The organism is Arthrobacter sp. TMS2-4, assembly GCF_054511075.1.
In genome coordinates, this window is the sequence record NZ_JBTNDI010000005.1 from 166485 (window position 1) to 189508 (window position 23024).

Consider the following 23024-nt stretch of genomic DNA (forward strand, 5'->3'; position numbering starts at 1 on the left):
GCTCACCCCGTGGAGAGCGGGAGCCGGATGATCATGGTGAGGCCGCCGCCCGGTGCCGGTTCGGCAAGCAGTTCACCGCCCATCACCTCGGTGAATCCTCGGGCGACGGCCAGTCCCAGTCCTACGCCGGTTGTGCCCGCGTCATCCAGGCGTTGGAAGGGCTGGAACATGCGCACGATCCCCGCCTTGTCGACTCCACGACCATGGTCGCGGATGCGAAGTTCTGCCGCGGGAAAATCGCCGACGGTACCGGAGACCGCGGCGGTGACCTCGATGCTGGAGCTGCCCGCGTGCTGCGCCGCGTTCTCGACGATATTGGCGATGATCCGCTCGAGCATGCCGAAATCGGCCTCTACGGGCGGAGCGTTGGGTGGCAGGAGAACTCTCACGCTTTCCGACGGTACCCCTCGCAGGGCGGCGGCCACCGCATCCGACCAGTGCACGGGGCCGAGGTGAGCCGTGGCTGCATCGCCGCTCAATCGCGACATGTCGAGCAGATTGTCGATCAGCGACGCCAACCGGTCCGAAGAACTCTCGATGGTGGCCAGCAGTTCGGCTTCCTCCTCCGGGGCGAAGTCGATGCCCTGCTGCCGCAGGCTGGTCACCGCGAGCTTGATGGCTGCCAGCGGTGTGCGCAGATCATGGGAGACCGCCCGCAGGATCGCGGTCCGCATGATGTTCCCCTCGGCAAGGCGGCGGTTCTCCTCGGTGCTGGCAAGGAGCTGCTGGCGTTGGTGCAGCGCTGCCAGCTGGGACCCGAAGGCCACCAGTAGCCTCTGTTCCCGCCCCGTCAGGGCACGGCCGTACAGCACCAGTTTCAGGCCCCCGGAGACGTGCGTGCTGGCATCGCCCTCGCTGGACACCTGGTCCCCGGCCGGATCCTGACCGACGGGCGATGCTGCCTGTGTGCCATCCATTGCGAGCATGTTCCATCTGCCCGCCCCCGTGGCAGCCTCGTCGTCGTTCCGGGCATACAGTGCTGCTCCCGCCATCCCGAAGTGGTTGCGCGCATGGTGGAGGAAGCCCTGCAGTGTGTCCTCGGCGGCCAGCACGCCCCGGGCGAGTTCTCCCAGTGTCGCGGCATCTGCGGAAGCGTTTGCAGCCTCACGGGACCGCCTGGCCGCGAGTCCGACGACCAGGGACACGGAGACCGCGACGGCCACGAAGATCAGGAGCGTCAGCACGCTCTCGGCATCCGCTATCTCGAGGGACCCGAACGGCCGGGTCGAGTAGTAGTTGAGAATGAGGCTGCTCCATAGCGCTGCCAGCAGTGCTGGCCACAGCCCACCCACCAGCGCCACCGCCACCACACCAGCGACCTGAAGCAGGACATCAGCGGCGAGGAAATCGCTACCGGCGGCGAACATGCCCCACTCCAGCAGCGGTGGGAGCATCAGTGCCACAGCGAATCCGGTGAAGGTTCGGGCACGGCCGAGGTCCGGTGCCGTCGATCGAGCCATGTCGAAATTGTCGCAGGTCAAGCGGGATGACCACCTACCAGAACCCGAGCGGTGACGGTGCGTACCGGTCGGAGATGATCGGCGGGAGTCGACTCCGTGGAATGCGTGCGGTGCCGGGCTCCGGTCCAGTCTCCCTCGGGAGACAGCCCGTCCGCCAACGCAATCGCCTCGATGACGGAGAGTGTCCCTGACCCGTTCTCACCGACCAGGACGGTGGCCGGACCGAGTTCGAGTCGGTCAGTCGTCGGATCGGGAAACGATCGAAGGCCATTCGCCCGGTGTGCCAGCCACCAGGAAAGACGTCCGGTAGAGGATGATTCGGTGCGCGTGTGATCAGCTCTGAATCAGGACCGGGGATGACCGCAACGGCGCCTATCGTCGGTGCATGGAACTTGCCTCCCTGACTCCGGAGAACCTCGGTAAGGCTGTCGGCATCACGCTTCGGCCCGAGCAGGAAGCGTTCGTTGCCCCGGTTGTGCAGTCGATCGCCGAAGCGTATGTGACCCCTACGGCCTGGCCACGACTCGTGGTGGACGGCGACGACGTGTTGGCTTTCATCATGGGCAATTTCGATCCCGGCAACGACCTCGATGCATTCCGTGCGGGCATCTGGCGCCTCAATGTTGCTGCGTTCGCCCAAGGGCGCGGGGTGGGACGGTTTGCCGTGAGTGCCCTGGAGGAGGAGGCGCGTGCCCGCGGCGTAGAACGTATTTCCGTTCTGTGGGAGCGCGGCGAACATGGGCCGGAAGGGTTCTACCTCAAGCTCGGTTTCGTGCCCACCGGAGAGGAACTCTTCGGAGAGGTGGTCGCCTTCAAGGACCTCAGTATCCGAGAGAAAGTATTCCCGTAAGCGGATCCCTCAACGGGTGTTGCGGGGGCTGTTCAGCGGGCCGGCGTCCCGAGGATCACACCTCACGGCCTCCGGCACTCAGCGGCACGCTTCGCCGTGTCAGCCGGGACCAACGTAAGAGCAGTGCAGTGGATGCTCGGGCACAGCTCCGCGGCGATGACTTCGGACGTTTACGCGGACCTGTTCGACGGCGACCCGGACAGCGTTCCGGACGCGCTTGATCACGCTGTTTCAGCGGCGGGTGGGCACGTTGTGGGCACGGCCCGAATCCGGATAAGCGAAAGGCCCCTACTTCCCTTGGTACTACTGGGAAGTAGGGGCCTTTCTCACCGCGGTGACGGTGGGATTTGAACCCACGTTGGCTTTTACACCAAACAACATTTCGAGTGTTGCACCTTCGGCCGCTCGGACACGTCACCAACGCCACTACGTTACCGGGTGCGCGGCCTAACACCCAAAACGCTGGGTACTAGGGGAGGTCGACGACGTCGTTCTTGCCCGAGTCCGGCTTCGAGCCCGTCACGAGGCCCTTGACCATCTTCACGGCGGAGACGACGCGCGGCGCGTCCATCGACCAGTACTCGGCGGTGTCCGCGTCGACGTGGATGAGGGCGACGGCGGGATCCTCGCGGCCGTTCTCGAACCACGCGGACACGGATGGCCCCCACAGCTCGTCGATCTTCGCCTGGTCCGTCGTCAGGGTGGCCGTGCCCGCAATGGACACGTAGCCCTTGCCCGTGCTCGCGGAGACGTTGACCTGCGGGTTGGCGCGGATCTCGTCGGCCTTGGAGGAGGGGTCCTCGGTGAAGAACCAGAGGTCGCCGTCGAAGTCCTTCGCCTGGAGCGCGAGGGGCCTGCTCACGAGCTGCCCGTCGAGGCTCACCGTGGTGAGGATCGCGATGTCGGTCTTGCCGAGGATGTCCTGTACTTCTTTCAAGCCGTCCTGCTGATCTGCCACGTCTACTCCTTCGTGAGGGATGCTGCGGATTTTCTCAGCCTACGCAGGATCACCGGGAGCTGGAACCGGACCGCTGTGTGGCGAAGAACTCCTTGAGGAGGGCGGCGCACTCCTCCTCGCGGATCCCGGCGAAGACCTCGGTCCAGTGGTTCAACCGGCCCTCGCGCAGCACGTCGAACACCGACCCCGACGCCCCCGCCTTCTCGTCCCAGGCCCCGAAGACCACGCGGGGGACCCGGGCCAGGACGGAGGCACCGGCGCACATGGCGCACGGTTCGAGTGTCACCACCAGGGTGCAGCCCTCGAGTCTCCAGCTGCCGAGGCGTGCGGAGGCGGCGCGGATGGCCTGTACTTCGGCGTGCGCCGTCGGGTCCCCGAGTTCCTCCCGCTGGTTCCAGCCCGTGCCCACCACGTCGCCGTCGGGCCCGACGACGACGGCGCCGATCGGAACGTCCGCACTCGCCCGCGTCCGCGCGGCCGCGTCCAGCGCCAGCCCCATCCATGCCCGGTGCTCGGGGAGGACGGGGACGACGGAGGAGGACATGGCTCCAATGGTACTTTTGAGGCATGCGTGTACTGGTAGTCGACCACCCCCTGGTAGCCCACAAACTCACGGTTCTCCGGGACAAGGACACGTCGTCGCCGGTGTTCCGCCTCCTCACCGAGGAACTCGTCACCCTGCTGGCCTACGAGGCCACGCGTGATGTCCGCGTGGAGACCGTGTCCATCGAGACGCCCGTCACGAAGACCGAAGGCGTGGGACTCGTGAAGCCCACCCCCCTCGTGGTCCCCATCCTCCGCGCCGGCCTCGGGATGCTCGAAGGCATGACGCGCCTCGTGCCGACCGCCGAGGTGGGTTTCCTCGGAATGGCTCGCAACGAGGAAACGCTCGAGGCCATCACCTACGCCGAGCGACTGCCGGACGACCTCACCGGACGCCAGGTCTTCGTGCTCGATCCGATGCTCGCCACGGGAGGCACCCTCCGCGAGGCCATCAAGTTCCTCTTCGCCCGCGGAGCCGCCGACATCACCTGCATCTGCCTGCTCGCCGCACCTGAAGGCCTTGCCACGCTGCAGGAGGAGCTCGAGGGCCGCAATGTCACGATCGTCCTGGCCTCGATCGACGAGCGGCTCGACGAGAAGTCGTACATCGTCCCGGGTCTCGGCGACGCCGGCGACCGCCTCTACGGCGTCGTCGGCTAGCACCCCCGCCGCTTCGTCTCCTGACCGTTCGGCGTGCCCGGCGGCCGGCACTCCTGAGGGCTTGCGCGTGGACACATCGTCCGAAAGCGGGTCGGTCGTTGGACGAGCTGCGCAAATCTCCCGTCATCATGCGTGTCGCGATGCTGTCCGTCTCACGGCCATCTGTCCGCATGCTGGACTATCGGTCTTTGTTACTTGTGCGTAGCCAATTGTTACGTGCAATAATTCGTCACGTGAACACCCCTTCACTCGCATGTGCAGCCACCGTTTCCTCCCCGGGCATCCTGTCCGGCGTTGATCTCTGCTGTCGTCGAATGCACGCGTAACGGTCGCACCCCACCCTCTTACGCACACTCAAGCCCAACGGCGGGCATCCTCTTCATCCCGACCGGGCACATCCCGCATTCGAGCCGTGATGACGGCACACTTCACGAGGTTGGTTCCATGTCAGTAAATCCGGGTTACGTCCACATCTCCCTCCGCTCCCCCCAGAACCGCCAGGCGCGTCCGTCCTTCGGACACCCCCTTCCCGGTCCTGTACAGCCTCCGGCCCAGTCCCGCCTGCAGGCCGTACCCGGAGAGACTGCCTCAGCCATGACGGCCCCCGTCCCCGTCGTCGCACCCAACGGTGTGCCGGGCCCCCAGGCGGTCACGGGTGACACCGCCGCGCGGGGCTTCGTGCTCTACGTGGCCCTCGACGAGGCCACCGCTGCCGCGGCGGGCACCACCTTCACCAAACTGGCGCAGGACGTGCGGGCCTATGTGCGCTCGCTCGTGCCGACCGCCGAGAGCCATGCGGCCGTCGCCCTCGCCCCGGCAGATGCTCCCGGATCGGACATCGACGTCGTCCGTGCCGCGCTGGGCGATCCGACCGTCGCCCGTCGTGCCCGCCCCGAAGCGGCACCCGCACCGTCCCGGACGCAGCAGTCCCGGCCCACGGGTGTGCTCATCGACCTGTCGCGCCGTGAGGTGCACCTCGACGGGGAGACGCTGAACCTCACGTTCAAGGAGTTCGAGCTCCTGAACTACCTCGTGGAGAACGCCACCCGCACCGTGGGCCGGGAGGAACTCCTCAGCGGCCTCTGGCGGAACGCCGACGAGGTGCCGAACGAGCGCACCATCGACGTGCACATCCGGCGGCTGCGCTCGAAGCTCGGCCGCCTCGCCAACACCGTGCGCACCGTGCGTGGTCAGGGCTACCGTTTCTACGACCACCCCGAGGTCGTGGTCTGGGCCGCTCCCGAATACTCCATCTAGGCTGCCGGGCGACGGGGAACCCCTAGACTGCGAGGATGGCCGCCCACCTGAAACGACTCATGCTGCTGCGACACGCCAAGGCCGAGTTCGGGGAGGGGGTTCCCGACCACGAGCGGTCGCTGAGCTCCCGCGGCCACGCCGATGCCCCCCTCGTAGGGCGCTGGATGGTGGAGCACGACGCCGTCCCCGACTTCATCCTCGTCTCCACGGCCCTGCGGACCCGCCAGACGTGCACCTGGGTGTGCAAGGAGCTGGGGGACAAGGCGCCCACGCCGAAGCTGGAGGACGAGCTCTACGCGGCCCGTCCCTCGGAGATCCTCACCCTCATCAACCACGTGCCGCAGACCGTGACGAGCCTGCTCGTCATCGGGCACAATCCCGGCATCCAGGAGCTCGCGATGCGCCTGGCCTCGGTCCGCTCCAGCGAGCGCGCGGTCATGGACCTCGCCACGGACTACCCGACGTCGGGCCTCACCGTCATGACGTTCGACGGACCCTGGGCGGAACTCGACGGGCGCGACGCCGACGTCACGGACTTCGTGGTGCGCCGGGCCTCGACGCTCCGCTGATCGGGTCCGGCCCGCCCGCTCACAGTCCGTACTTCTCGAGCAGGCGCAGCCACACCTCGCTCACGGTGGGGTAGGCGGGCACAGCATGCCACAGGCGGTCGAGCGGTACCTCCCCGACGATCGCGATCGTGGCGGCGTGCAGCATCTCGGACACCTCGGGTCCGGCGAAGGTAACACCGACGAGCACCTTCCTGTCCTCGTCGACCACCATCTGCGCCCACCCCTTGTAGCCGTCGGAGTGGAGGGCGGATCCGGCGACGGCTATCTCGAGGGACGTTTCGGAGGCGTTGACGCCGTCCTCCCGTGCCTGCTCGAGGGTACGGCCCACCATGGCGATCTCGGGGTCGGTGAACACCACCTGGGGGACGGCGACGCGGTCCGCCGTCGACGCGTAGGTGCTCCAGTCCCCGGCGGTGTCGCCGAGGTCTCCCCGGGCGCGTGCCGCGATGGCGTCGGCGGTGGAGCGCGCCTCGTACTTCCCCTGGTGCGTCAGCTGGACCACTCCGCCCGCGTCGCCGACGGCGTAGAGCCAGCCCCCGGCGTCGGACACGCGCCCGGTGTCGTCCCGGGTCAGTGTCTTCGGGTCCAGGCCGATGTCCTCGAGCCCGAGGCCGGAGGTGTGCGGGTGCCGTCCGGTCGAGACGAGGAGCTTCTCCGCCGTGACGGTCCCGCCGTCCCCGACGTCGAGCACGAACGTCCCGTCCTCCTGCTTCACGGCGTTCGTCGCGGTGTCCGTCAGGATGGTCAGTCCTTCACCACGGAGCGCGTCGAGGACGAGGTCCGAGGCTTCCTTCGGGTAGTTGCCGAGGATCCCGCTGCGGGCGACGACGGTCACCTCCGCGCCGAGCCGCGCATAGGCCTGGGCCAGTTCGACGCCGGCCACGCCGCCCCCGAGGACGGCGAGGCTCGCGGGGACCTCCCGCGCGGAGGTCGCCTCCCGGGTGGTCCAGTAGTCGAGGTCGGCGAGTCCGTCGATCGGCGGGACGGTCGGCGTCGAGCCCGTCGCGAGCACGACGGCGTGCCTCGCGCGGTAGGTGGTCCCGGATCCGTCGTCGTGGCTGATGGCGACCTCGCGGTCACCCGTGACCTTCGCCCAGCCGCGTTCCAGGATGATGCCCGCCGAGGTGACCCATTCCTCCTGCGAGGAGTCGTCCCAGTCGGAGGTGAAGGAGGTGCGGCGCTCGAGCACCTGCGCCGGGTCGAGTTCCCCCGTGACCGCTTCGCGGGCGCCCGCCACACCGCGTGCCGCATTCAGGACGGTGCCCGGACGGAGGAGGGCCTTGGAGGGCATGCAGGCCCAGTAGGAGCATTCACCCCCGATGAGGTCGGACTCGACGAGGACCGCGGAGAGGCCGCGCTCGACCACCCGCCCCGCCACGTTCTCTCCGACGGCGCCGGCGCCGATCACGATGACATCGATACTCTGCGGTTCGCTCATGGCCTGAGCCTTCCACCCGTTCCGGCGCCGGGCAACCTCAACGCGAAAGGCCCCGACCGGAGTCGGGGCCTTTCGGGTCTGTGTCGACCGTGGTGCGCGCGAAGGGATTCGAACCCCCAACCTTCTGATCCGTAGTCAGATGCTCTATCCGTTGAGCTACGCACGCATCCGTAGTCCATCGATCCGCAGTGCGGATGAGTTCTACAAGCTGGCCGTTTGGCCGTAAATAACTCTAGCGCGGATTGGCGGAGGCGCCTAATCAGCTCGTCCCTTGTTGTGATACTAGACCGGTCTAGGTGACCTTTGTCACACCAAGGCGTAACGTAAGCGCTGGACATCGGCTCACTGGCGCGGAACGTCCCCCCGGTGGGCCGGGCGCTCCGTCGATCGGACCCTTGCACGAAATACCGCGCCCCTAGCATCGGTAAACACCAGCCACCCAATGAAGGGAAGAGTAATGGGCGATCCCGTACGGCAGCTCACGGTCGACACACCCCCCACTGCGCCGACCACCCACCAGGCCCTGCTCGCCTGGGTCGAGGAGGTGCGGCAGCTGACGCAACCCGACGACGTCGTCTGGGTTGACGGGTCGGAGGCCGAGAACCGGCGTCTCACGGACGGGCTGGTCGAGAGCGGGACGTTCATCCGGCTCAACCCCGAGATCTTCCCCAACTCCTTCGCGGCGTTCTCGGATCCGCGCGACGTCGCCCGGGTGGAGGAGCAGACCTTCATCTGCTCCGCCGACGAGCGGGAAGCGGGCTTCACGAACAACTGGATGGATCCGGCGGAGATGAAGGCGAAGCTCACGGGCCTGTTCACCGGTGCCATGCGGGGCCGCACCATGTACGTCATCCCCTTCGTCATGGGCCACCTCGACGCCGAAGACCCCAAGTTCGGGGTCGAGATCACCGACAGCGCCTACGTGGTCACGTCCATGCGCATCATGGCGACGATCGGCACCCCCGTCCTGGAGCGCATGACCGAACTCGACGCCGCGTTCGTACCCGCGCTCCATTCGCTCGGCGCACCCCTCGCCGAGGGAGAGGCCGACGTCCCGTGGCCCTGCAACGAGGACAAGTGGATCGTCCACTTCCCGGAGGAGCGTTCCATCTGGTCCTTCGGCTCGGGCTACGGCGGCAACGCCCTGCTGGGCAAGAAGTGCTACGCGCTGCGGATTGCCTCCGTCATGGCCCGCGACGAGGGCTGGCTGGCCGAGCACATGCTGATCCTGAAGCTCACCTCACCCCAGGACAGGACCTACTACCTCTCCGCGGCGTTCCCCTCGGCGTGCGGCAAGACGAACCTCGCCCTGCTCGATCCCACGATCGACGGCTGGAAGGTCGAGACGCTGGGCGACGACATCACCTGGATGCGCTTCGGCAAGGAGGGCGAGCTGCGGGCCGTCAATCCCGAGGCGGGCCTCTTCGGTGTCGCTCCGGGCACCGGCTGGCACACGAACCCGAACGCCATGCGTGCCATCGCCAAGGGCAACTCGGTCTTCACCAACGTGGCCCTCACGGACGACGGCGGCGTCTGGTGGGAGGGCATGACCGAGGAGGTGCCGGCTCACCTCACGGACTGGCAGGGCCGTGACTGGACGCCGGACATGGATCACACCGCCGCGCACCCGAACGCCCGGTTCTGCACGCCGATCGACCAGATCGACATGCTCGCCGAGGAGTTCAACCGGCCCGACGGCGTCGAACTCTCCGCCATCCTCTTCGGCGGACGCCGCAAGACGACGGTCCCCCTCGTCACGCAGTCCCGCAGCTGGGCGAACGGCATCTTCATGGGGTCGACGCTGTCCTCGGAGACCACGGCTGCCGCTGCGGGGGAGGTGGGCCGCGTTCGCCGCGACCCCATGGCCATGCTGCCCTTCATGGGCTACGACGCCGGTGACTACCTCCGCCACTGGCTCACCCTCAGCGCCGCCGCCGACCAGGCGCGCCTGCCGAAGATCTTCCTCGTCAACTGGTTCCGCCGCACGGCGTCCGGCGGTTTCGCCTGGCCGGGCTTCGGCGACAACTCGCGGGTGCTCAAGTGGGTCATCGAGCGGCTGGAGGGCACGGCGGACGCCGTCGAGACCCCGATCGGCTTCGTGCCCACGGGGGAGGCGCTCGACCTGACCGGGTTGGACATGACGCCGGCCGAGGTGGACGCCGCCGTGCATGTCGACCGTGAGGAATGGGACGTCGAGCTCGCCTCGATCGAGGAGTGGTACGCCAGGTTCGGGGACTCGCTCCCGGACGCGCTGCGCGCCGAGCTGGACTCCCTGAAGGAACGGATGTCCGCGCACTGACGTCAGGAGCCGACCACATCGGCCCCTGACGTGCGCACCTGTGGCGGGTCCCGAGCGACGGGACCCGCCACGCGTGCGTTCTCGGCCGGAGCCGATCGGGGGACTCAGTCGCGGATGACCGCGAGGACGCGGTGCACGAGGTCCTGGAGGGTCTCCGGGTCCACGGCCTCGGCGTTGAGTCGGAGGTACGGCTCCGTGTTCGAGGGGCGCAGGTTGAACCACCAGTTGCCATGGTCCGGGGTGAAGGTCAGCCCGTCGAGGTCGTCGACGACCACCCCGTCCTGCTCGAACTCGACGCGCGCCCGGGCGATGGCCGCCGGGAGGTCCTCGACCTTCGAGTTGACCTCGCCCGAGGAGAAGTAGGGCTCGTACTCGCGACCGAGCTCCGAGAGCGGGCCGTCCTGCTCGCCGAGGGCCGCGAGGACGTGCATCGCGGCGAGCATCCCCGTGTCGGCGTTCCAGAAATCCCGGAAGTAGTAGTGGGCGGAGTGCTCGCCGCCGAACACGGCACCCTCCTTGGCCATGATGTCCTTGATGAAGGAGTGGCCTACGCGCGTGCGCACCGGGCGGCCGCCGTCGTGCCTGATGAGTTCCGGCACCGCACGGGAGGTGATGAGGTTGTGGATGATCACGGGCTCGGCCTCGCCGGCGGCCTGCGCGCGGGCGATCTCGCGGCGGGCGACCATCGCCGTGATCGCGCTGGGGGAGACGGGCTCGCCGCGCTCGTCGATGATGAAGCAGCGGTCGGCGTCGCCGTCGAACGCGATACCGATGTCCGCGCCGTGCTCGACGACGGCGGCCTGGAGGTCGCGGAGGTTCTCCGGTTCGAGCGGATTGGCCGGGTGGTTGGGGAACGAGCCGTCGAGCTCGAAGTAGAGGGGCACGATCTCGAACGGCAGGGCGGGAAGGATCTTGTCGCCGAGGACGGCGGGGGTGGTCAGGCCCGCCATGCCGTTGCCGGCGTCGACCACCATCGTGAGCGGGCGCGACGACGAGAGGTCCACCTGGGCGCGCAGGAACCGCGAGTACTCCTCGAGGACGTCGCGCACTCCCGTGGTGCCCTGCACCGCGACGGCGGGGATCGAACCATCGGCGAGGTAGCGTTCGGCGCGCTCCTGCACATCCTTCAGGCCGGTCTCCGAGGACACGGGGATGGCGCCGGGGCGTGTCATCTTCATGCCGTTGTACTGGGCGGGGTTGTGGCTGGCGGTGAACGTCACGCCGGCCGCATCCAGGGTGCCGCTGGCGTAGTAGAGCTCGTCGGTGGAGATGAGGTCGAGGTAGACCACGTTCGCCCCACGGCGGGTGGCGCCCTCGGCGAAGGCCTTCGAGAACTCGGGCGACGACGGGCGCATGTCCCCGCCGACGAGAATCGTCTCGCCCGCCAGCTCCAACGAGTCGACGAAGGCCGCTCCGACCGCCCGGACGGAGTCCACCGTGATGGTCTCGCCGACGATGCCGCGGACGTCATAGGCCTTGAAGGATGCAGAAAGATCGAAGGTTGTAGTCACGTCTCGAAGTGTATCGGGTGGTGCCGGAGCGGCGATTGTGCACATAGCCGTTGCACCACGGCGGGTGGGGGAGGCGGCTGGGATACTGGGAAGATGTCACCGACCACCACGCTGAACGAGCAAGCCACCGAGATCCTGACCACCCTCGTCGGGTCGCCGGACGCACGGTTCCACGACGGACAGTTCGAGGCCATCGAGGCGCTCGTGGAGGGTGGCCGACGCGCCCTGGTGGTGCAGCGGACCGGGTGGGGCAAGTCTGCGGTGTACTTCGTCGCGAGCCTGCTCCTGCGGGCGCGCGGTGCGGGCCCCACCCTGATCGTCTCGCCGCTCCTCGCGCTCATGCGGGACCAGGTCGCGGCCGCGGCGAGGGCAGGTGTCCGCGCGGAAGCCATCAATTCCGCCAACCAGACCGAGTGGCAGGACATCACCGCGAAGCTGGAGGCCAACGAGGTGGACGTCCTCCTCGTCTCACCGGAGCGCCTCAACAATCCGTCCTTCAGGGAGCAGCACCTCCCGGAGCTCATCCGGCGGACGGGCCTGCTCGTGATCGACGAGGCCCACTGCATCTCCGACTGGGGGCACGACTTCCGGCCGGACTACCGGCGCCTGCGCGAACTGATTCTGGGCCTGCCCGCCGGGGTTCCCGTGCTGGCCACCACGGCGACCGCCAACTCGCGCGTGGTGAAGGACGTCGAGGAGCAGCTGGGCGCGGGTGGCACCGACGTGTTCACGCTGCGCGGCGAGCTCGCCCGGAAGTCCCTGCGGCTCGGCGTGCTGCGGCTGCCGAGTCCGCGGTCCCGCCTCGCCTGGCTCCTCACCCACCTCTCGGACCTGCCCGGGAGTGGCATCATCTACGCCCTCACGGTCTCCGCCGCGGAGGACACGGCCCGGCTCCTGCGCGAGAACGGCCACACGGTTCGCGCCTACACGGGACGAACGGATCCGGCCGACCGCGAGGCCGCGGAGGCAGCCCTCAAGAACAACGAGGTGAAGGCACTGGTGGCCACGAGCGCCCTGGGCATGGGCTTCGACAAGCCCGACCTCGGGTTCGTGGTACATCTCGGGGCGCCCTCGTCCCCTGTCGCCTACTACCAGCAGGTCGGCCGCGCCGGGCGCGGGACGCCGAACGCCGACGTCCTGCTGCTGCCCGGTGCGGAGGACCGCGACATCTGGGAGTACTTCGCCACCGCGTCGATGCCGTCCCAGGACGCCGCCCTCCGGGTGATCGAGGCACTCCAGCCCGGTGTCGTGCTCTCCACCCCCGCCCTCGAGACGCGGGTGAACCTCAAGCGCTCGCCACTCGAGCTGCTGCTGAAGGTGCTCGACGTCGATGGCGCGGTCCGCAAGGTCACCGGCGGGTGGGAGGGCACCGGCACGACGTGGGAGTACGACGCCGAGCGGTACCGCCGCATCAGCGAGGCACGCGTCGTGGAACAGAAGGCGATGCTCGACTACGAGAACACCTCGGCCTGCCGCATGGAGTTCCTCTCGCGGTCGCTCGACGACCCCGCTGCCACCCCCTGCGGCCGCTGCGACAACTGCGCCGGCCCCTGGTATTCGGACGAGGTGGCCCACGAGGCGTCCGACTCCGCGAACCAGGCCCTGAGCAGGGTCGGGGTGGAGCTCGAGCCCCGCGGCCAGTGGCCCTCCGGCATGGACAAGCTCGGTGTGCCGCTCAGGGGGAAGCTGAAGCCGGGCGAGGTCAGTCTCCCCGGCCGCGCCCTCGCCCGCCTGACCGACCTGGGCTGGGGCAACAGGCTCCGCGAACTCCTCGCGGACGCGACCCCCGACGCACCGCTCGACCCGGCAGTGGTCGAGGCCGTCGTCCGCGTGCTGGCCCAGTGGGGCTGGGACGAGCGGCCCGTGGCCGTAGTCAGCGTGCCGTCCCGGCGGCGTCCGCAGCTCATCGGGTCGCTGGCCTCGGCACTCGCCAGCGTGGGTCGCATCCCCTATCTCGGGCAGCTCGCCACGCCGCACGGCTTCCCGCAGGGGCAGCCCGGCGGCAACAGCGCCTTCCGCCTCGCCGCGGTCTGGGACCACTTCGCGGTCCCCGAGGGCGGTTCCGCCTGGTTCGCGGAGAATCCGGGGCCGGTGCTGCTCGTCGACGACTTCGCCGACAGCAGGTGGACCATCACAGAGGCCGGGCGGGCGCTGCGCACCGCCGGCGCCTCGGGTGTGCTGCCGTTCGCGCTGGCGCTCAAGGCCTAGCGCGACTGCTCCGTCCGGCCCGCATCGGCTCCTGACGTTGCCGGGCCGTGCGGAGAGGGAGCGGGGCGGGAACGACAAAAGAGCCCCTATTTCTAGGGGCTCTTCCCGCGGAGACGGGGGGATTTGAACCCCCGGTAGGCTTTAGGCCCACACTTCATTAGCAGTGAAGCCCATTCGGCCGCTCTGGCACGTCTCCATCGGCTATCGCTAGCGTCCCAAGGCTACCCGGAAGGTGTCGGCACAAGCAAAACAGGACCCCGGCCCGGACGGTCCGGGTGCGGGCCCTGGCCGGCCCGCCCCCGATCAGAGGGCGCCGGTCAGGGCACGCCAGAGGAACTCGAAGCTCATGGCATGCATCCTGGCGGCCTGCCGGTTGTCCGAGGCCCCCGCATGCCCGCCTTCAAGGGCCTCGTGGAACCAGACGTCCCGGATGCCCAGCTCCTTCATCCGCGCTGCCATCTTGCGGGCCTGGACCGGCCCTACGCGATCGTCGCTCGTCGCCGTCCAGATCAGGGTCTTCGGGTAGGCGACGCCGTCGCGCAGCAGGTGGTACGGGGAGAACGTCCGGACGTACTCCCATTCCTCGGGCTTGTCCGGGTCGCCGTACTCGGCGATCCACGAGTAGCCGGCGGAGAGCTTCGTGTACCGGCGCATGTCCAGCAGCGGGACGCCGCAGGAGACGGCGCCGAACAGGTGCGGATAGGTGGTGAGCATGTTGCCCACGAGCAGGCCGCCGTTGCTCCGCCCGGTGCAGCCCAGCAGCGCGGGCGCTGTCACGCCGCGCTGCACCAGGTCCTCCGCGATCGCCGCGAAGTCCTCGTACGCGCGGTGCCGGTCGGCGTGCAGGGCCGCGCGATGCCACGCCGGGCCGTACTCGCCGCCGCCGCGGATGTTCGCCAGGACGTAGACGCCGGAGCGGCCGTCGTCGGTGACGCGCTCCAACCAGCCGCGGCCGATCACGCCGCTGTAGGCCGGCGTCATGGAGTGCTCGAATCCGCCGTACCCGGAGAGCAGGGTGGGGTTGCCGCCGTCGAGCACGAGGTCCTTCGCGGCGATCTGGAAGTAGGGGACCCGCGTACCGTCACGGGAGACCGCGAAGTGCTGCTCGACGGCGAAGCGGTCCTCGTCGAAGTACGACGGTGACGCCTTGACCGCGGTGTGGTCGCCGCCGATCGTCCCGCGGTAGAGGGTCGAGGGTGTGAGGAAGCCGGTGGCGATCAGCCAGTAGTCGTTGCCGGCGGCGTCGTCCTCGTCGTCGACGGCGTAGGCGTCCACCGTATGAAGCGGAGGACAGGCGTCGAGGAGTTCCGCAGCCCAGTCCTGCGCGGGATCGAGGATGCGGATCTCGGAGGAGACATCGCGCAGCAGGTTCAGCAGCAGGTGGTCGCGGGTCCAGCTCCAGGACTGCAGGGACGTCGATGTGTCCGGCGCGAAGACGGTGGCGAAGGAGCGCCCACCGGCGAGGAACGTCTCGAGCCCGATGACGAGGAGGGAACCGGCGGTGTGGGTGGCGCCGTCGACGGTCCAGTCCGTGCGGGGTCGCACGATGAGCCACTCGCGGTGCAGGGAGATGCTCGCGTCCTCCGGCACATCGATCGGCAGCCACGCCCCGTCCCGCCGGAGGTAGGTGCGGCGCGTGTAGAAATCGATCGTGTCCACGGCGACGTCGCGGACGAAACCGGGTGTGGAGTCGTGCAGGACGAGGGCCGTGAGGTGGTCCTCGTCCACGTCGAAGTATTCCTCGGCACCGTCCAGGCTGCCGCCGCGCTGCAGGGTGCGGACGGTCCGCGGGTAGGAGCTCGAGGTCATGGAGCCCGGGCCGAAGTCCGTGCCGACATACAGGGTGTCCGGCCCCGCCCACGTGATGCGGCTCTTGGCCGCCGGGATGTCGAATCCGCCGTTCACGAAGGCGAGCGCTCCGAGGTCGAATTCGCGGTACCGTGCTGCATCGCCGCCGTCGGGGGAGAGCACCACGAGGACCCGCGTATGGGGTTCGCCCTCCGGAGGCCTCAGGAACAGCGCGCCGCCCCAGACCCATTCCGTTCCCTCGGCGGCGCTGAGGGCGTCGACGTCGAGGAGGAGCTCCCACGCCGGGTCCTCGGAGGTGTAGCTCTCCCAGCTCGTGCGGCGCCAGATGCCCTGCCGATGCTCCGCGTCGCGCCAGAAGTTGTAGTAGAAGTCGCCGTGCTTGCCCACCATCGGGATGCGGTCGGTGGAGTCGAGCACCTCGAGGAGCCTGCGCTCGCGGACCTCGAAGTCCGGCGTCACGAGTGACCCCTCGGTCAGGGTGTTCTCGGCGCGCACCCAGTCGAGTGGTCGCTCACCGTAGATGTCCTCCAGCCAGAGGAAGGGGTCGTCCGTCATGGCGCGGCTGTCCGTGTGCAGGGTCATATGCCCATCCTATGCAGGGGCATGCCATACACGTCCGGATCCCTCCGCCGGACCGGGCCCGGCAGCCGGGTTGGATATTCTGGACCGGTGGAGATCCAGGACGCACGACAGGTCGCCGTCATCGGCGGTGGGCCCCGCGGCACCTCAGTGGTGGAGCGGCTGATCGCCGGGCATCGGGCCCTCGGGGAGGCCGCTCCCGCGCTGGTCATCCGCGTCGTCGAACCGCAGGACCCCGGGCCCGGCCATGTCTGGCGCCCGGACCAGTCGCGGCTCTTCCTGATGAACACGCCCTGCCTGTATCCGACGGTGGTGCCGGTCGGCGCTCCGGCCGGGGGCATCGCCCCGGCGCCCGTCGGACTGTCCTTCGACGCGTGGCGCGAGCGCGTGGTCGCGGGCCTCGTCCCGGGGCTCGACGGCGACGACGTCACGGAGTGCGCGGGACTCGCCTCACAGGACTTCCCGAGCAGGGCCCTCTACGGCCGGTATCTCGCCTGGATGTTCGGTGAGGTGGTGCGGGCAGCGCCGTCGAACGTCGCCGTTGTCCACCACCGCAACGAGGCGGTCGGCCTCCACCGCAACGCGGCGGCGCGACACGGCGGCCGGGATTGGCGGATCACCCTCGACGACGGCTCCCGGTTCGACGTCGACGAGGTCGTCCTGGCGCTGGGCCACCTCGCGGCGACCCTGACCCCGGAGCAGGGCCGGCTGCAGGACGCCGCCGCACGCCACGGACTGCAGTACTGGCCTCCCGCGGTCCCCGCCGATGTCTCGTGGAACCGTCTTCCGGCGGGGAAGACCGTCCTGGTCCGGGGGCTCGGGCTCAACTTCTTCGACGCCATGATCCAGCTGACGGAGGGCCGCGGCGGACGGTTCGTCAGCGGGGACGACGGGCGGCTCGTGTACGCCCCGTCCGGCAAGGAACCCCGCCTCGTGGCCGCCTCCCGGCGCGGCGTCCCCTACCGTGCCAAGGCGTCCCTCGACTCGTACGTCCCGCGCAGCGTCGTCCTGCGCTTCTGCACGCTCGACCGCGCCCTTGCGTTCCGGGCCTCCGGCGTCCAGCCCGGCTTCGACCACGACCTCTGGCCCCTCCTGCATCGCGACGTGCTGTGGGCCTACTATTCGACGCTCGGCCGCACCGCGCCCGCCATGCTCCACACGCCGCCCGAGGCGTTCCTCGCCGACCTCGACGCGGCCCTCGCGACGGACGGGCCGAGCTGGGAGGCCGCGGCAGCGCGCGCCGTCGAGCGGGCGGTGCCCGCGGACCTGCGACTCGACGTCGAAGCCCTTGCGCACCCCTTCGCCGGACGGCGCTTCGCGGACGGCGCAGCCTTCACCACGGCAGTGCTCGCCTATCTCGACGCGGATGCCGCGGGATCGGCGCGGGGCGAGGACGACCCGCTCAAGATGGCGATCGGGGCCATGAACGCCGGGCGCACGGTGATCAAGCAGGTCGTGGCGGACGGTGGGATCTCCGTCGCGTCGTGGAACGCCGAGCTGCGCGGGTGGTTCGAACCGCTGGTCGAGGGTCTCGCGAGTGGCCCGCCACCGCTGCGCATCGCGCAGCTCGCCGCGCTCGTGCGGGCCGGGATCGTCCGCTTCGTCGGTCCGAACCCGAGTTTCGGGTTCGACCCGGACTCCGGCCAGTTCCGCGCGGCCTCGCCGTGGGTCTCGGGGGACTCGTTCACGGCGAACTATCTCGTCGAGGCCATGATGCCGGCGAATCGGGTCTCCACGAGCCTCTCCCCGCTGATGCGCCAGATGCTGCGGGACGGGATCGTCCGGCCTGCGACGTTCCTCGGGGAGGCCGGCATACCCGTCACGACCAGCGGACTGGACGTCACCCCGCCGCCGTACCGGGCCGTCGACGGGTCCGGCCGGGAGCAGGGCTCCCTCTTCGTCATCGGTCTCCAGCTCGCGTCCGTGCAGTGGGGCATAGCCATCGCCGCCCAGGCGGGTGCGTCGCTGGAGGGCGGCAGCAGGACACTGCTCGACGCCGACACGATCGCGGGCGCCGTCCTCGACAGGGCATCGGGACGGATGCCGAAGGCCGTCACGCCGTCGTCCGTGCAGCGGACGATAGCCGACGCGAAGGCGGCCTCGACCGCAGGCTGACCCGCACGCTGCCCGCCGGCTGACCCGCCCGCCGATCCGCCGGCGGCAGCAGCCAGGCCGTGCGACGTACGACGATGTGACCGGCCAGGCAGGACGACGGTTCAATGACAGAGGGACCCCCGCCGTCGTGGCGGGGGTCCCTCTGTCATCTCGGGCCGGTCGCGGTGCGTCCGGCGATCACCCTAGCCTTCGAGGCAGCGGTTGTAGTTCGCGAGGTGCGCGCGGTAGCTGACCCACGTGCCGTGGTTCGCGCCCTCGGCCGGCGCGGTCGGCTCGGAGCAGGCCGGCTTCCCAGGCTTGATCGGCTTGCCGGGTTTGATCGGCTTCTCCGGCTTGCCGGGCTTGACCGGCTTCTCCGGCGTGGGTGGTTCCGTCGGCGTGACGGCCTCCACCGTGACCGGCAGGGTCACCGTGGTGGCGCTCGGAGCAGCCGTCAGGACGATGCGCCCCTCTCCTCCGGCCGTCGCCGGGACGGTGAGGTTCACCGTGGCGCTGCCGCCCGTGACCGGGACGCTGCCCAGCTCGGTGACCGTGCCGTCCGCCGCGACGAAGCGCGCGGCCAACGTGGTGTTGGTCGGGCTGCCGAGCGAGGTGAGATCCAGCTTGGACACCGTGAAGGAGACGGCGGCGCCGGCCTTCACGGTCGCCGGGGCGCCCTGCACCTGCACGGCGCGACGGTCGAACGACGGCGACAGCGGGCTGTTGGCACGCAGGTAGTCGATCCACGCGTCGCGGTCCACGAGTCCCGACTCGCGGGTGTCGGTACCCTCACGGAAGACCGTGAAGTTGTCGCCGCCCTGTGCCAGGAAGCTGAACGTGCCGATGCGGTAATCCCGGGCAGGATCGAGCGGTGCTCCGTCGATCATGACCGAGGTGATCCTCGAACCCCGCGCGAGCTCCGGGTCGTAGGTGACGCTCACGTTGTCCGACAGGCCGAGGGCCAGGAAGGACCGCGTGTTGCCTTCCGGCTGCCACTGCTGCTCGAGCATCGCCTTGAACTGCGCGCCGGTCAACGTGGTGGTCCACAGGTCGTTGACGAACGGCAGGACCGCGTTCGCCTCGGCGAACGTCACGACGCCGTCCGGGGCGTAGTAGAGCTCATTGCGGAGTCCGCCCGGGTTCACGACGCCGATCTCCGCACCGCCGCGCTCGGCCGGTGCGAGGCTGGCCCGCAGCGAGTCGGCGACGAGGTTGCCCAGCGTCGACTCGTTCGAGCGGTCGTCGCGGGCTGTACCCGAGAAGGCCGTGGTGATGTCCGCGGTGACCGCGCTGACCGGCTGGCTGCCGATGACCTTCGCCTCCGCGAGGGCCGCATCGACGATGGTCTTCACCGCGGCGACGCGCGGGTAGGCGGCCACGAGGGCCGCGTCCGTCTCGGTGGTGCGTGCGACGTTGCGGGCCGTGTAGGACTCGACGTCGCCCGTGGCGGTGTCGACGGTCAGGGTGATCTGACCGATGAATTCGCCGTAGGACCCGGTCTGGAGGATCGGCCGGGTCTCACCTGCAGCGCCGGGGACGGGGGCATCCCAGGCGTACTGCTTGTGCGTGTGGCCGGTGAAGATGGCATCCACGAGGGGCGTCGTCTCCGTGACGATCTCGGCGAATACCCCGCCCGCGGCGATTTCCTGCTCCACGGTGGAACCCTCGGCAACGCCGTCTCCGGCGCCCTCGTGGTACTCGGCGACGATGACGTCGGCGAGGTCCTGTGCCTCGATCTCCTGCGCCACCCGGTTGACCGCCTCGACGGGGTCACCGAAGTCGACCGTCGAGATGCCACCGGGGCTGACGAGCGCGGCGGTCTCCTCGGTCACCACACCGATCACCGCGACATCGACACCGTCGACGGTGATGATCGAGTACTCGTCCATGGCGGGCTCGGTGGTGCCCTTGGTGTAGACGTTCGCACCCAGGTAGGGGAAGTCGGCTGCGTCGGCGACACGGCCGGTCAGGTTCTCGAAGCCCGCGTCGAACTCGTGGTTGCCCACGGCGGAGGCGCGGAGCTCCAGGATGTTCAGGACGTCGATGGTCGGCTGGTCGTCCTGCAGCGCAGAGGCGAACAACGACGCTCCGATGTTGTCGCCGGCCGAGAGGAAGGCCGTCCTGTCCTCACCGAATTCGGCACGGAGCTTCTCGACGGTCCCGGCGAAGCGCACCGTGTTGGAGTCGATGCGACCGTGGAAGTCGTTGATGTTCAGCAGATTCAGTTCCGCGGTGGTGTCGGCCGGTGCGAGGTCCAGGCCGACGATCACCGGGTCGTGGTCGCTGGCGCGGTACGGGTCCGCCTGGTAATAGTCGGTGACGTTGTTGTTGTACCGGCTGTACTCGAGGGCCACCGACTCGACGGAGTTGATGTTCCACGTGTCCACCCCGGACACCGTGGCGTCCGCCGTCGGTGACGCCAGGATGTGGTCGAGGGAGCCGCTCAGGCCCGAGAAGACATAGGAGATGCTGTCGTCCTTCTCGCCCTGGTTGACGTACCCGGCCTCGTAGAGGACCTGCATGGGGTCCTCCTGCGTGTAGGCGTTGAAGTCGCCGGTCAGGAAGACCTTGTCCGTCGTCGCCGCCGTCTTCATGGAGTCGGCGAACGCGACGAGGGCCCGGGCCTGGTTCACGCGCGCGGCGTTCCAGGCGCCCTGGCCGTCACCGGCATCGGCGTTGGTGCCCGAGCTCGGGCCGGATCCCTTCGACTTGAAGTGATTGACGATCGCGAGGAAGGTCTCGTCCGCGGTCCCGCCGACGGGCTTGAAGGCCTGCGCGAGGGGCTTGCGTGCGTTGGTGAACACCACGTTGTCGTCGAGGATGACGGACTCGCCCACGGTCTCGGTGGTGGCTTTCTTGTAGATCAGGGCCGTGCGGATGACGTCCTCGTTCTCCAGCGCCGGCAGGGCCGCAGGAGAGCGGACGTAGTCCCAGGTGCCGGGTGCCTTCTCGTTGAGTGCGTCGACGAGGGTCTTCAGGGCGAAGTCGCGATCCTTGCCGAACTTCGCGGAGTTCTCGATCTCCATGAGGGTGACCACATCGGCGTCGAGTGCGTTGATCGCCGAGACGATCTTCGCCTCCTGGCGCTCGAAGCTCTCCTGGGTCGCGGCGCCGCGGGCATCGCAGCCGCCTCGCACCGTGGTCGGGTTCCCTGCGCGGTCGGTGTTGTAGGTGCAGCCCGTCAGCTGCTCACCGGTGGTCGCGAAGTAGTTGAGCACGTTGAACGACGCGATCGTGAGGTTCCCGCCGACTTCCTCGGGGGCGGCAGGGCGCTCACCGGCGAACTGCACGGGCTGCACGCCGTCGGGGCTGGCTCCCTTGAGTTCGGTCAACGGCTGGAACTTCCACGCGCTGTTGCGGAAGTCCAGGACCACCGGGGAGGTGAACTGCGCGCTGTAGCCGACGCGGACCGGCTGCGACGGCGTGATGTACGGCAGCACCGTGCCGCGGTTGACCTGGGTGAAGAAGTTGGTCGACGCGCCGTCGTCGAGCCGGATGCTCCGGGCCGCGTTGTCGGCGATGACCGCAGCGTTCTCGGGGGTGCCGGGGCGTGCGACGTCGGTCGGCTGGCGGAGGCGCTCGGTCCCGGTGGCGAGGGTGACCTCGCCGTACTGGTTCAGTGCGTAGTTGTCGGCGACGGTGAAGGTCTCGGCGGGGTGGAAGAGCATGCCCTCCACCGCTTCACGCGCTGCCTCCGTGGTGGGGAGTGCGATGGCGGACGCCTTCGGTTCCTCGGCGGCGTCGGCGAGCTTGACCGTACCTCCTGCGGCGACGGTGAGCTGGGTCAGGTTGTAGAACTCGCCGGCGGTGCCGGTGACCTCCACGTGGTCTCCCACGGCGACGGATTCGACGGTCGCGGGCGAGTAGACGAAGATGGCGTCCGATGCCGTCTGGTCTCCGGCTGCCGAGCTTCCGGCCGCCTGCAGGTAGAAGCCCGCGAAACCGCCGGTCGGGTAGGCGGCGGTGACCTTGCCGCGCGTGGTGACGGTCTGCCCGGCCAGGGGGGTGGCGGAACCTGTCCCCTGGATGTCACGGATCGGGGTGACGACGCCGGGCACCGGGGGGTCGGTGGGCGTCGGGGTCGGCGTCGGCGTGGGGGTCGGCGTCGGCGTGCCGGCGGTGCCGGTCGCGTTCATCGGCGTGGTGTCCTGCAGCGTGAAGTCGCGGCCGTTGTCGTCGGTGTCGGTGAAGTCCGTGCGGTTCGCGGACTTCGTGCTGCCCGCGCCCGGCGTGGTGGCAACGGTACCCTCGAAGGCGTTCGCGCTGCCGTAGCCGAGGAGGTCGACGACGCCCGGGACGCCGGTGGCGTTGCCGACCGGCAGGGCGCCGACGCTGGTCGTCTGGTTCGCCAGGACGATAATGCCGCCGGCTGCGCCCGGGTTGAATCCGCTGGTGAGGTCAGGGGTGGGCAGCGCGGCACCGGTGGCACCGTTGCTGCCACCCTGGATCAGGAAGTAGCCCTTGGCGGGAATGGTGCCGCGGAGTGCGGTCGGTCCCGGAGTGGAAGTGGAGCCCGGTGCGCGGTACTGCAGCGACCAGCCGTCGAGGCTCACCGGAGCGTCGGTGGGGTTGTAGAGCTCCACGTACTTGTTGATGAACGGCGTTCCCGCGGAACCACCCGTGAGGTACGCCTCGTTGATGATGACGCCGTCTCCTGTGACGGACGCCGTCCCGGGGGGTGTCTCGACCGCGCTGGCCGGCAGTGCGATGATCGGGGAGGCCAGGAGCCCCACCGACAGCGCCGCACAAAGCGCTCCCTTCCATGACGAATTGTCCATTCGTTCTTTCT

The 23024-nt window shown here is 69.1% G+C and carries 14 protein-coding genes, 3 tRNA genes and 1 pseudogene; 8 read left to right on the forward strand and 10 right to left on the reverse strand.

Translation table 11 applies throughout. The features are described from left to right. Positions 1–2 precede the first annotated feature (2 nt). Entirely contained in the window at positions 3–1460 is a 1458-nt protein-coding gene (locus ACX80F_RS09120; protein WP_459336063.1) for a sensor histidine kinase, read from the reverse strand. Between the two features lie 385 nt (positions 1461–1845). On the opposite strand from ACX80F_RS09120, the gene ACX80F_RS09125 reads away from it, so the two are divergent. Both ACX80F_RS09125 and ACX80F_RS09130 read left to right on the forward strand, forming a co-directional pair. Further along, on the forward strand, positions 1846–2310 hold the full coding sequence (locus tag ACX80F_RS09125; protein WP_459336064.1) for a GNAT family N-acetyltransferase: 465 nt from the start codon (positions 1846–1848) through the stop codon (positions 2308–2310). Between the two features lie 39 nt (positions 2311–2349). Continuing rightward, a pseudogene (locus ACX80F_RS09130) lies at positions 2350–2661 on the forward strand (tyrosine-type recombinase/integrase); the annotation flags it as partial. Here the strand turns inward: ACX80F_RS09130 and ACX80F_RS09135 are convergent. From ACX80F_RS09135 to tadA, 3 genes are all read right to left on the reverse strand, one after another. Beyond that, a tRNA-Ser gene (locus ACX80F_RS09135) sits at positions 2643–2729 on the reverse strand. The pseudogene ACX80F_RS09130 and the gene ACX80F_RS09135 overlap by 19 nt on opposite strands. Positions 2730–2779: 50 nt before the next feature. Next, the gene (locus ACX80F_RS09140; RefSeq protein WP_459336065.1) at positions 2780–3268 is read right to left on the reverse strand and encodes a pyridoxamine 5'-phosphate oxidase family protein; all 489 of its coding nucleotides are present in this window, start codon (positions 3266–3268) and stop codon (positions 2780–2782) included. A gap of 49 nt (positions 3269–3317) precedes the next feature. Next, positions 3318–3812: a tRNA adenosine(34) deaminase TadA gene (gene tadA / locus ACX80F_RS09145; RefSeq protein ID WP_459336066.1), complete on the reverse strand. Its 495-nt coding sequence runs from the start codon at positions 3810–3812 to the stop codon at positions 3318–3320. A gap of 23 nt (positions 3813–3835) precedes the next feature. Here tadA and upp point away from each other — a divergent pair, with 23 nt between their 5' ends. The 3 genes from upp to ACX80F_RS09160 all read left to right on the forward strand — a co-directional run bounded on the left by upp (position 3836) and on the right by ACX80F_RS09160 (position 6297). Continuing rightward, on the forward strand, positions 3836–4471 hold the full coding sequence (upp, locus tag ACX80F_RS09150; protein WP_043443215.1) for a uracil phosphoribosyltransferase: 636 nt from the start codon (positions 3836–3838) through the stop codon (positions 4469–4471). Positions 4472–4915: 444 nt separating this feature from the next. Next, positions 4916–5728 carry a winged helix-turn-helix domain-containing protein gene (locus tag ACX80F_RS09155; RefSeq protein ID WP_459336067.1) on the forward strand — a complete coding sequence of 271 codons (813 nt, stop codon included), beginning with the start codon at positions 4916–4918 and terminating at the stop codon, positions 5726–5728. Positions 5729–5763: 35 nt separating this feature from the next. Next, positions 5764–6297, forward strand: a complete 534-nt coding sequence (locus ACX80F_RS09160) for a SixA phosphatase family protein (protein WP_459336068.1) — start codon at positions 5764–5766, stop codon at positions 6295–6297. 19 nt (positions 6298–6316) lie between these two features. On the opposite strand, the gene ACX80F_RS09165 is transcribed toward ACX80F_RS09160, so the two are convergent. Together ACX80F_RS09165 and ACX80F_RS09170 are read right to left on the reverse strand one after the other, a co-directional pair. Beyond that, entirely contained in the window at positions 6317–7735 is a 1419-nt protein-coding gene (locus tag ACX80F_RS09165; protein WP_459336069.1) for a dihydrolipoyl dehydrogenase family protein, read from the reverse strand. 90 nt (positions 7736–7825) lie between these two features. Further along, positions 7826–7901, reverse strand: a tRNA-Arg gene (locus tag ACX80F_RS09170). A gap of 291 nt (positions 7902–8192) precedes the next feature. Between ACX80F_RS09170 and ACX80F_RS09175 the strand changes: the two genes are divergently transcribed. Next, positions 8193–10034, forward strand: coding sequence for a phosphoenolpyruvate carboxykinase (GTP) (locus tag ACX80F_RS09175; protein WP_459336070.1), 1842 nt, complete (start codon positions 8193–8195; stop codon positions 10032–10034). A 104-nt stretch (positions 10035–10138) separates the two neighbouring features. Here ACX80F_RS09175 and ACX80F_RS09180 read toward each other — a convergent pair whose 3' ends face one another. After that, the gene (locus ACX80F_RS09180) at positions 10139–11590 is read right to left on the reverse strand and encodes a phosphomannomutase/phosphoglucomutase (RefSeq protein ID WP_459336071.1); all 1452 of its coding nucleotides are present in this window, start codon (positions 11588–11590) and stop codon (positions 10139–10141) included. 48 nt (positions 11591–11638) lie between these two features. On the opposite strand from ACX80F_RS09180, the gene ACX80F_RS09185 reads away from it, so the two are divergent. After that, positions 11639–13753 (forward strand): RecQ family ATP-dependent DNA helicase, encoded by a 2115-nt coding sequence (locus tag ACX80F_RS09185; protein WP_459336072.1) that lies wholly within the window; start codon positions 11639–11641, stop codon positions 13751–13753. Between the two features lie 108 nt (positions 13754–13861). On the opposite strand, the gene ACX80F_RS09190 is transcribed toward ACX80F_RS09185, so the two are convergent. Together ACX80F_RS09190 and ACX80F_RS09195 are read right to left on the reverse strand one after the other, a co-directional pair. Then, positions 13862–13949: transfer RNA gene (locus ACX80F_RS09190), tRNA-Ser, on the reverse strand. A gap of 107 nt (positions 13950–14056) precedes the next feature. After that, positions 14057–16144, reverse strand: coding sequence for a prolyl oligopeptidase family serine peptidase (locus tag ACX80F_RS09195; RefSeq protein ID WP_459336073.1), 2088 nt, complete (start codon positions 16142–16144; stop codon positions 14057–14059). Between the two features lie 87 nt (positions 16145–16231). Here ACX80F_RS09195 and ACX80F_RS09200 point away from each other — a divergent pair, with 87 nt between their 5' ends. Next, on the forward strand, positions 16232–18256 hold the full coding sequence (locus tag ACX80F_RS09200) for an FAD/NAD(P)-binding protein (RefSeq protein WP_459336074.1): 2025 nt from the start codon (positions 16232–16234) through the stop codon (positions 18254–18256). 182 nt (positions 18257–18438) lie between these two features. Here ACX80F_RS09200 and ACX80F_RS09205 read toward each other — a convergent pair whose 3' ends face one another. Beyond that, a complete protein-coding gene (locus tag ACX80F_RS09205; protein ID WP_459336075.1) occupies positions 18439–23013 on the reverse strand; it encodes an ExeM/NucH family extracellular endonuclease in 4575 nt (1524 codons plus the stop codon). Positions 23014–23024 lie beyond the last annotated feature (11 nt).

Coding starts and splice junctions, on each gene's coding strand:
- tadA (WP_459336066.1), bottom strand. CDS start 3,812: ATGTCCTCCTCCGTCGTCCCCGTCCTCCCCGAGCACCGGGCATGGATG.
- ACX80F_RS09205 (WP_459336075.1), bottom strand. CDS start 23,013: ATGGACAATTCGTCATGGAAGGGAGCGCTTTGTGCGGCGCTGTCGGTG.
- upp (WP_043443215.1), top strand. CDS start 3,836: ATGCGTGTACTGGTAGTCGACCACCCCCTGGTAGCCCACAAACTCACG.
- ACX80F_RS09185 (WP_459336072.1), top strand. CDS start 11,639: ATGTCACCGACCACCACGCTGAACGAGCAAGCCACCGAGATCCTGACC.
- ACX80F_RS09125 (WP_459336064.1), top strand. CDS start 1,846: ATGGAACTTGCCTCCCTGACTCCGGAGAACCTCGGTAAGGCTGTCGGC.
- ACX80F_RS09165 (WP_459336069.1), bottom strand. CDS start 7,735: ATGAGCGAACCGCAGAGTATCGATGTCATCGTGATCGGCGCCGGCGCC.
- ACX80F_RS09175 (WP_459336070.1), top strand. CDS start 8,193: ATGGGCGATCCCGTACGGCAGCTCACGGTCGACACACCCCCCACTGCG.
- ACX80F_RS09155 (WP_459336067.1), top strand. CDS start 4,916: ATGTCAGTAAATCCGGGTTACGTCCACATCTCCCTCCGCTCCCCCCAG.
- ACX80F_RS09120 (WP_459336063.1), bottom strand. CDS start 1,460: ATGGCTCGATCGACGGCACCGGACCTCGGCCGTGCCCGAACCTTCACC.
- ACX80F_RS09180 (WP_459336071.1), bottom strand. CDS start 11,590: ATGTGCACAATCGCCGCTCCGGCACCACCCGATACACTTCGAGACGTG.
- ACX80F_RS09160 (WP_459336068.1), top strand. CDS start 5,764: ATGGCCGCCCACCTGAAACGACTCATGCTGCTGCGACACGCCAAGGCC.
- ACX80F_RS09195 (WP_459336073.1), bottom strand. CDS start 16,144: ATGACCCTGCACACGGACAGCCGCGCCATGACGGACGACCCCTTCCTC.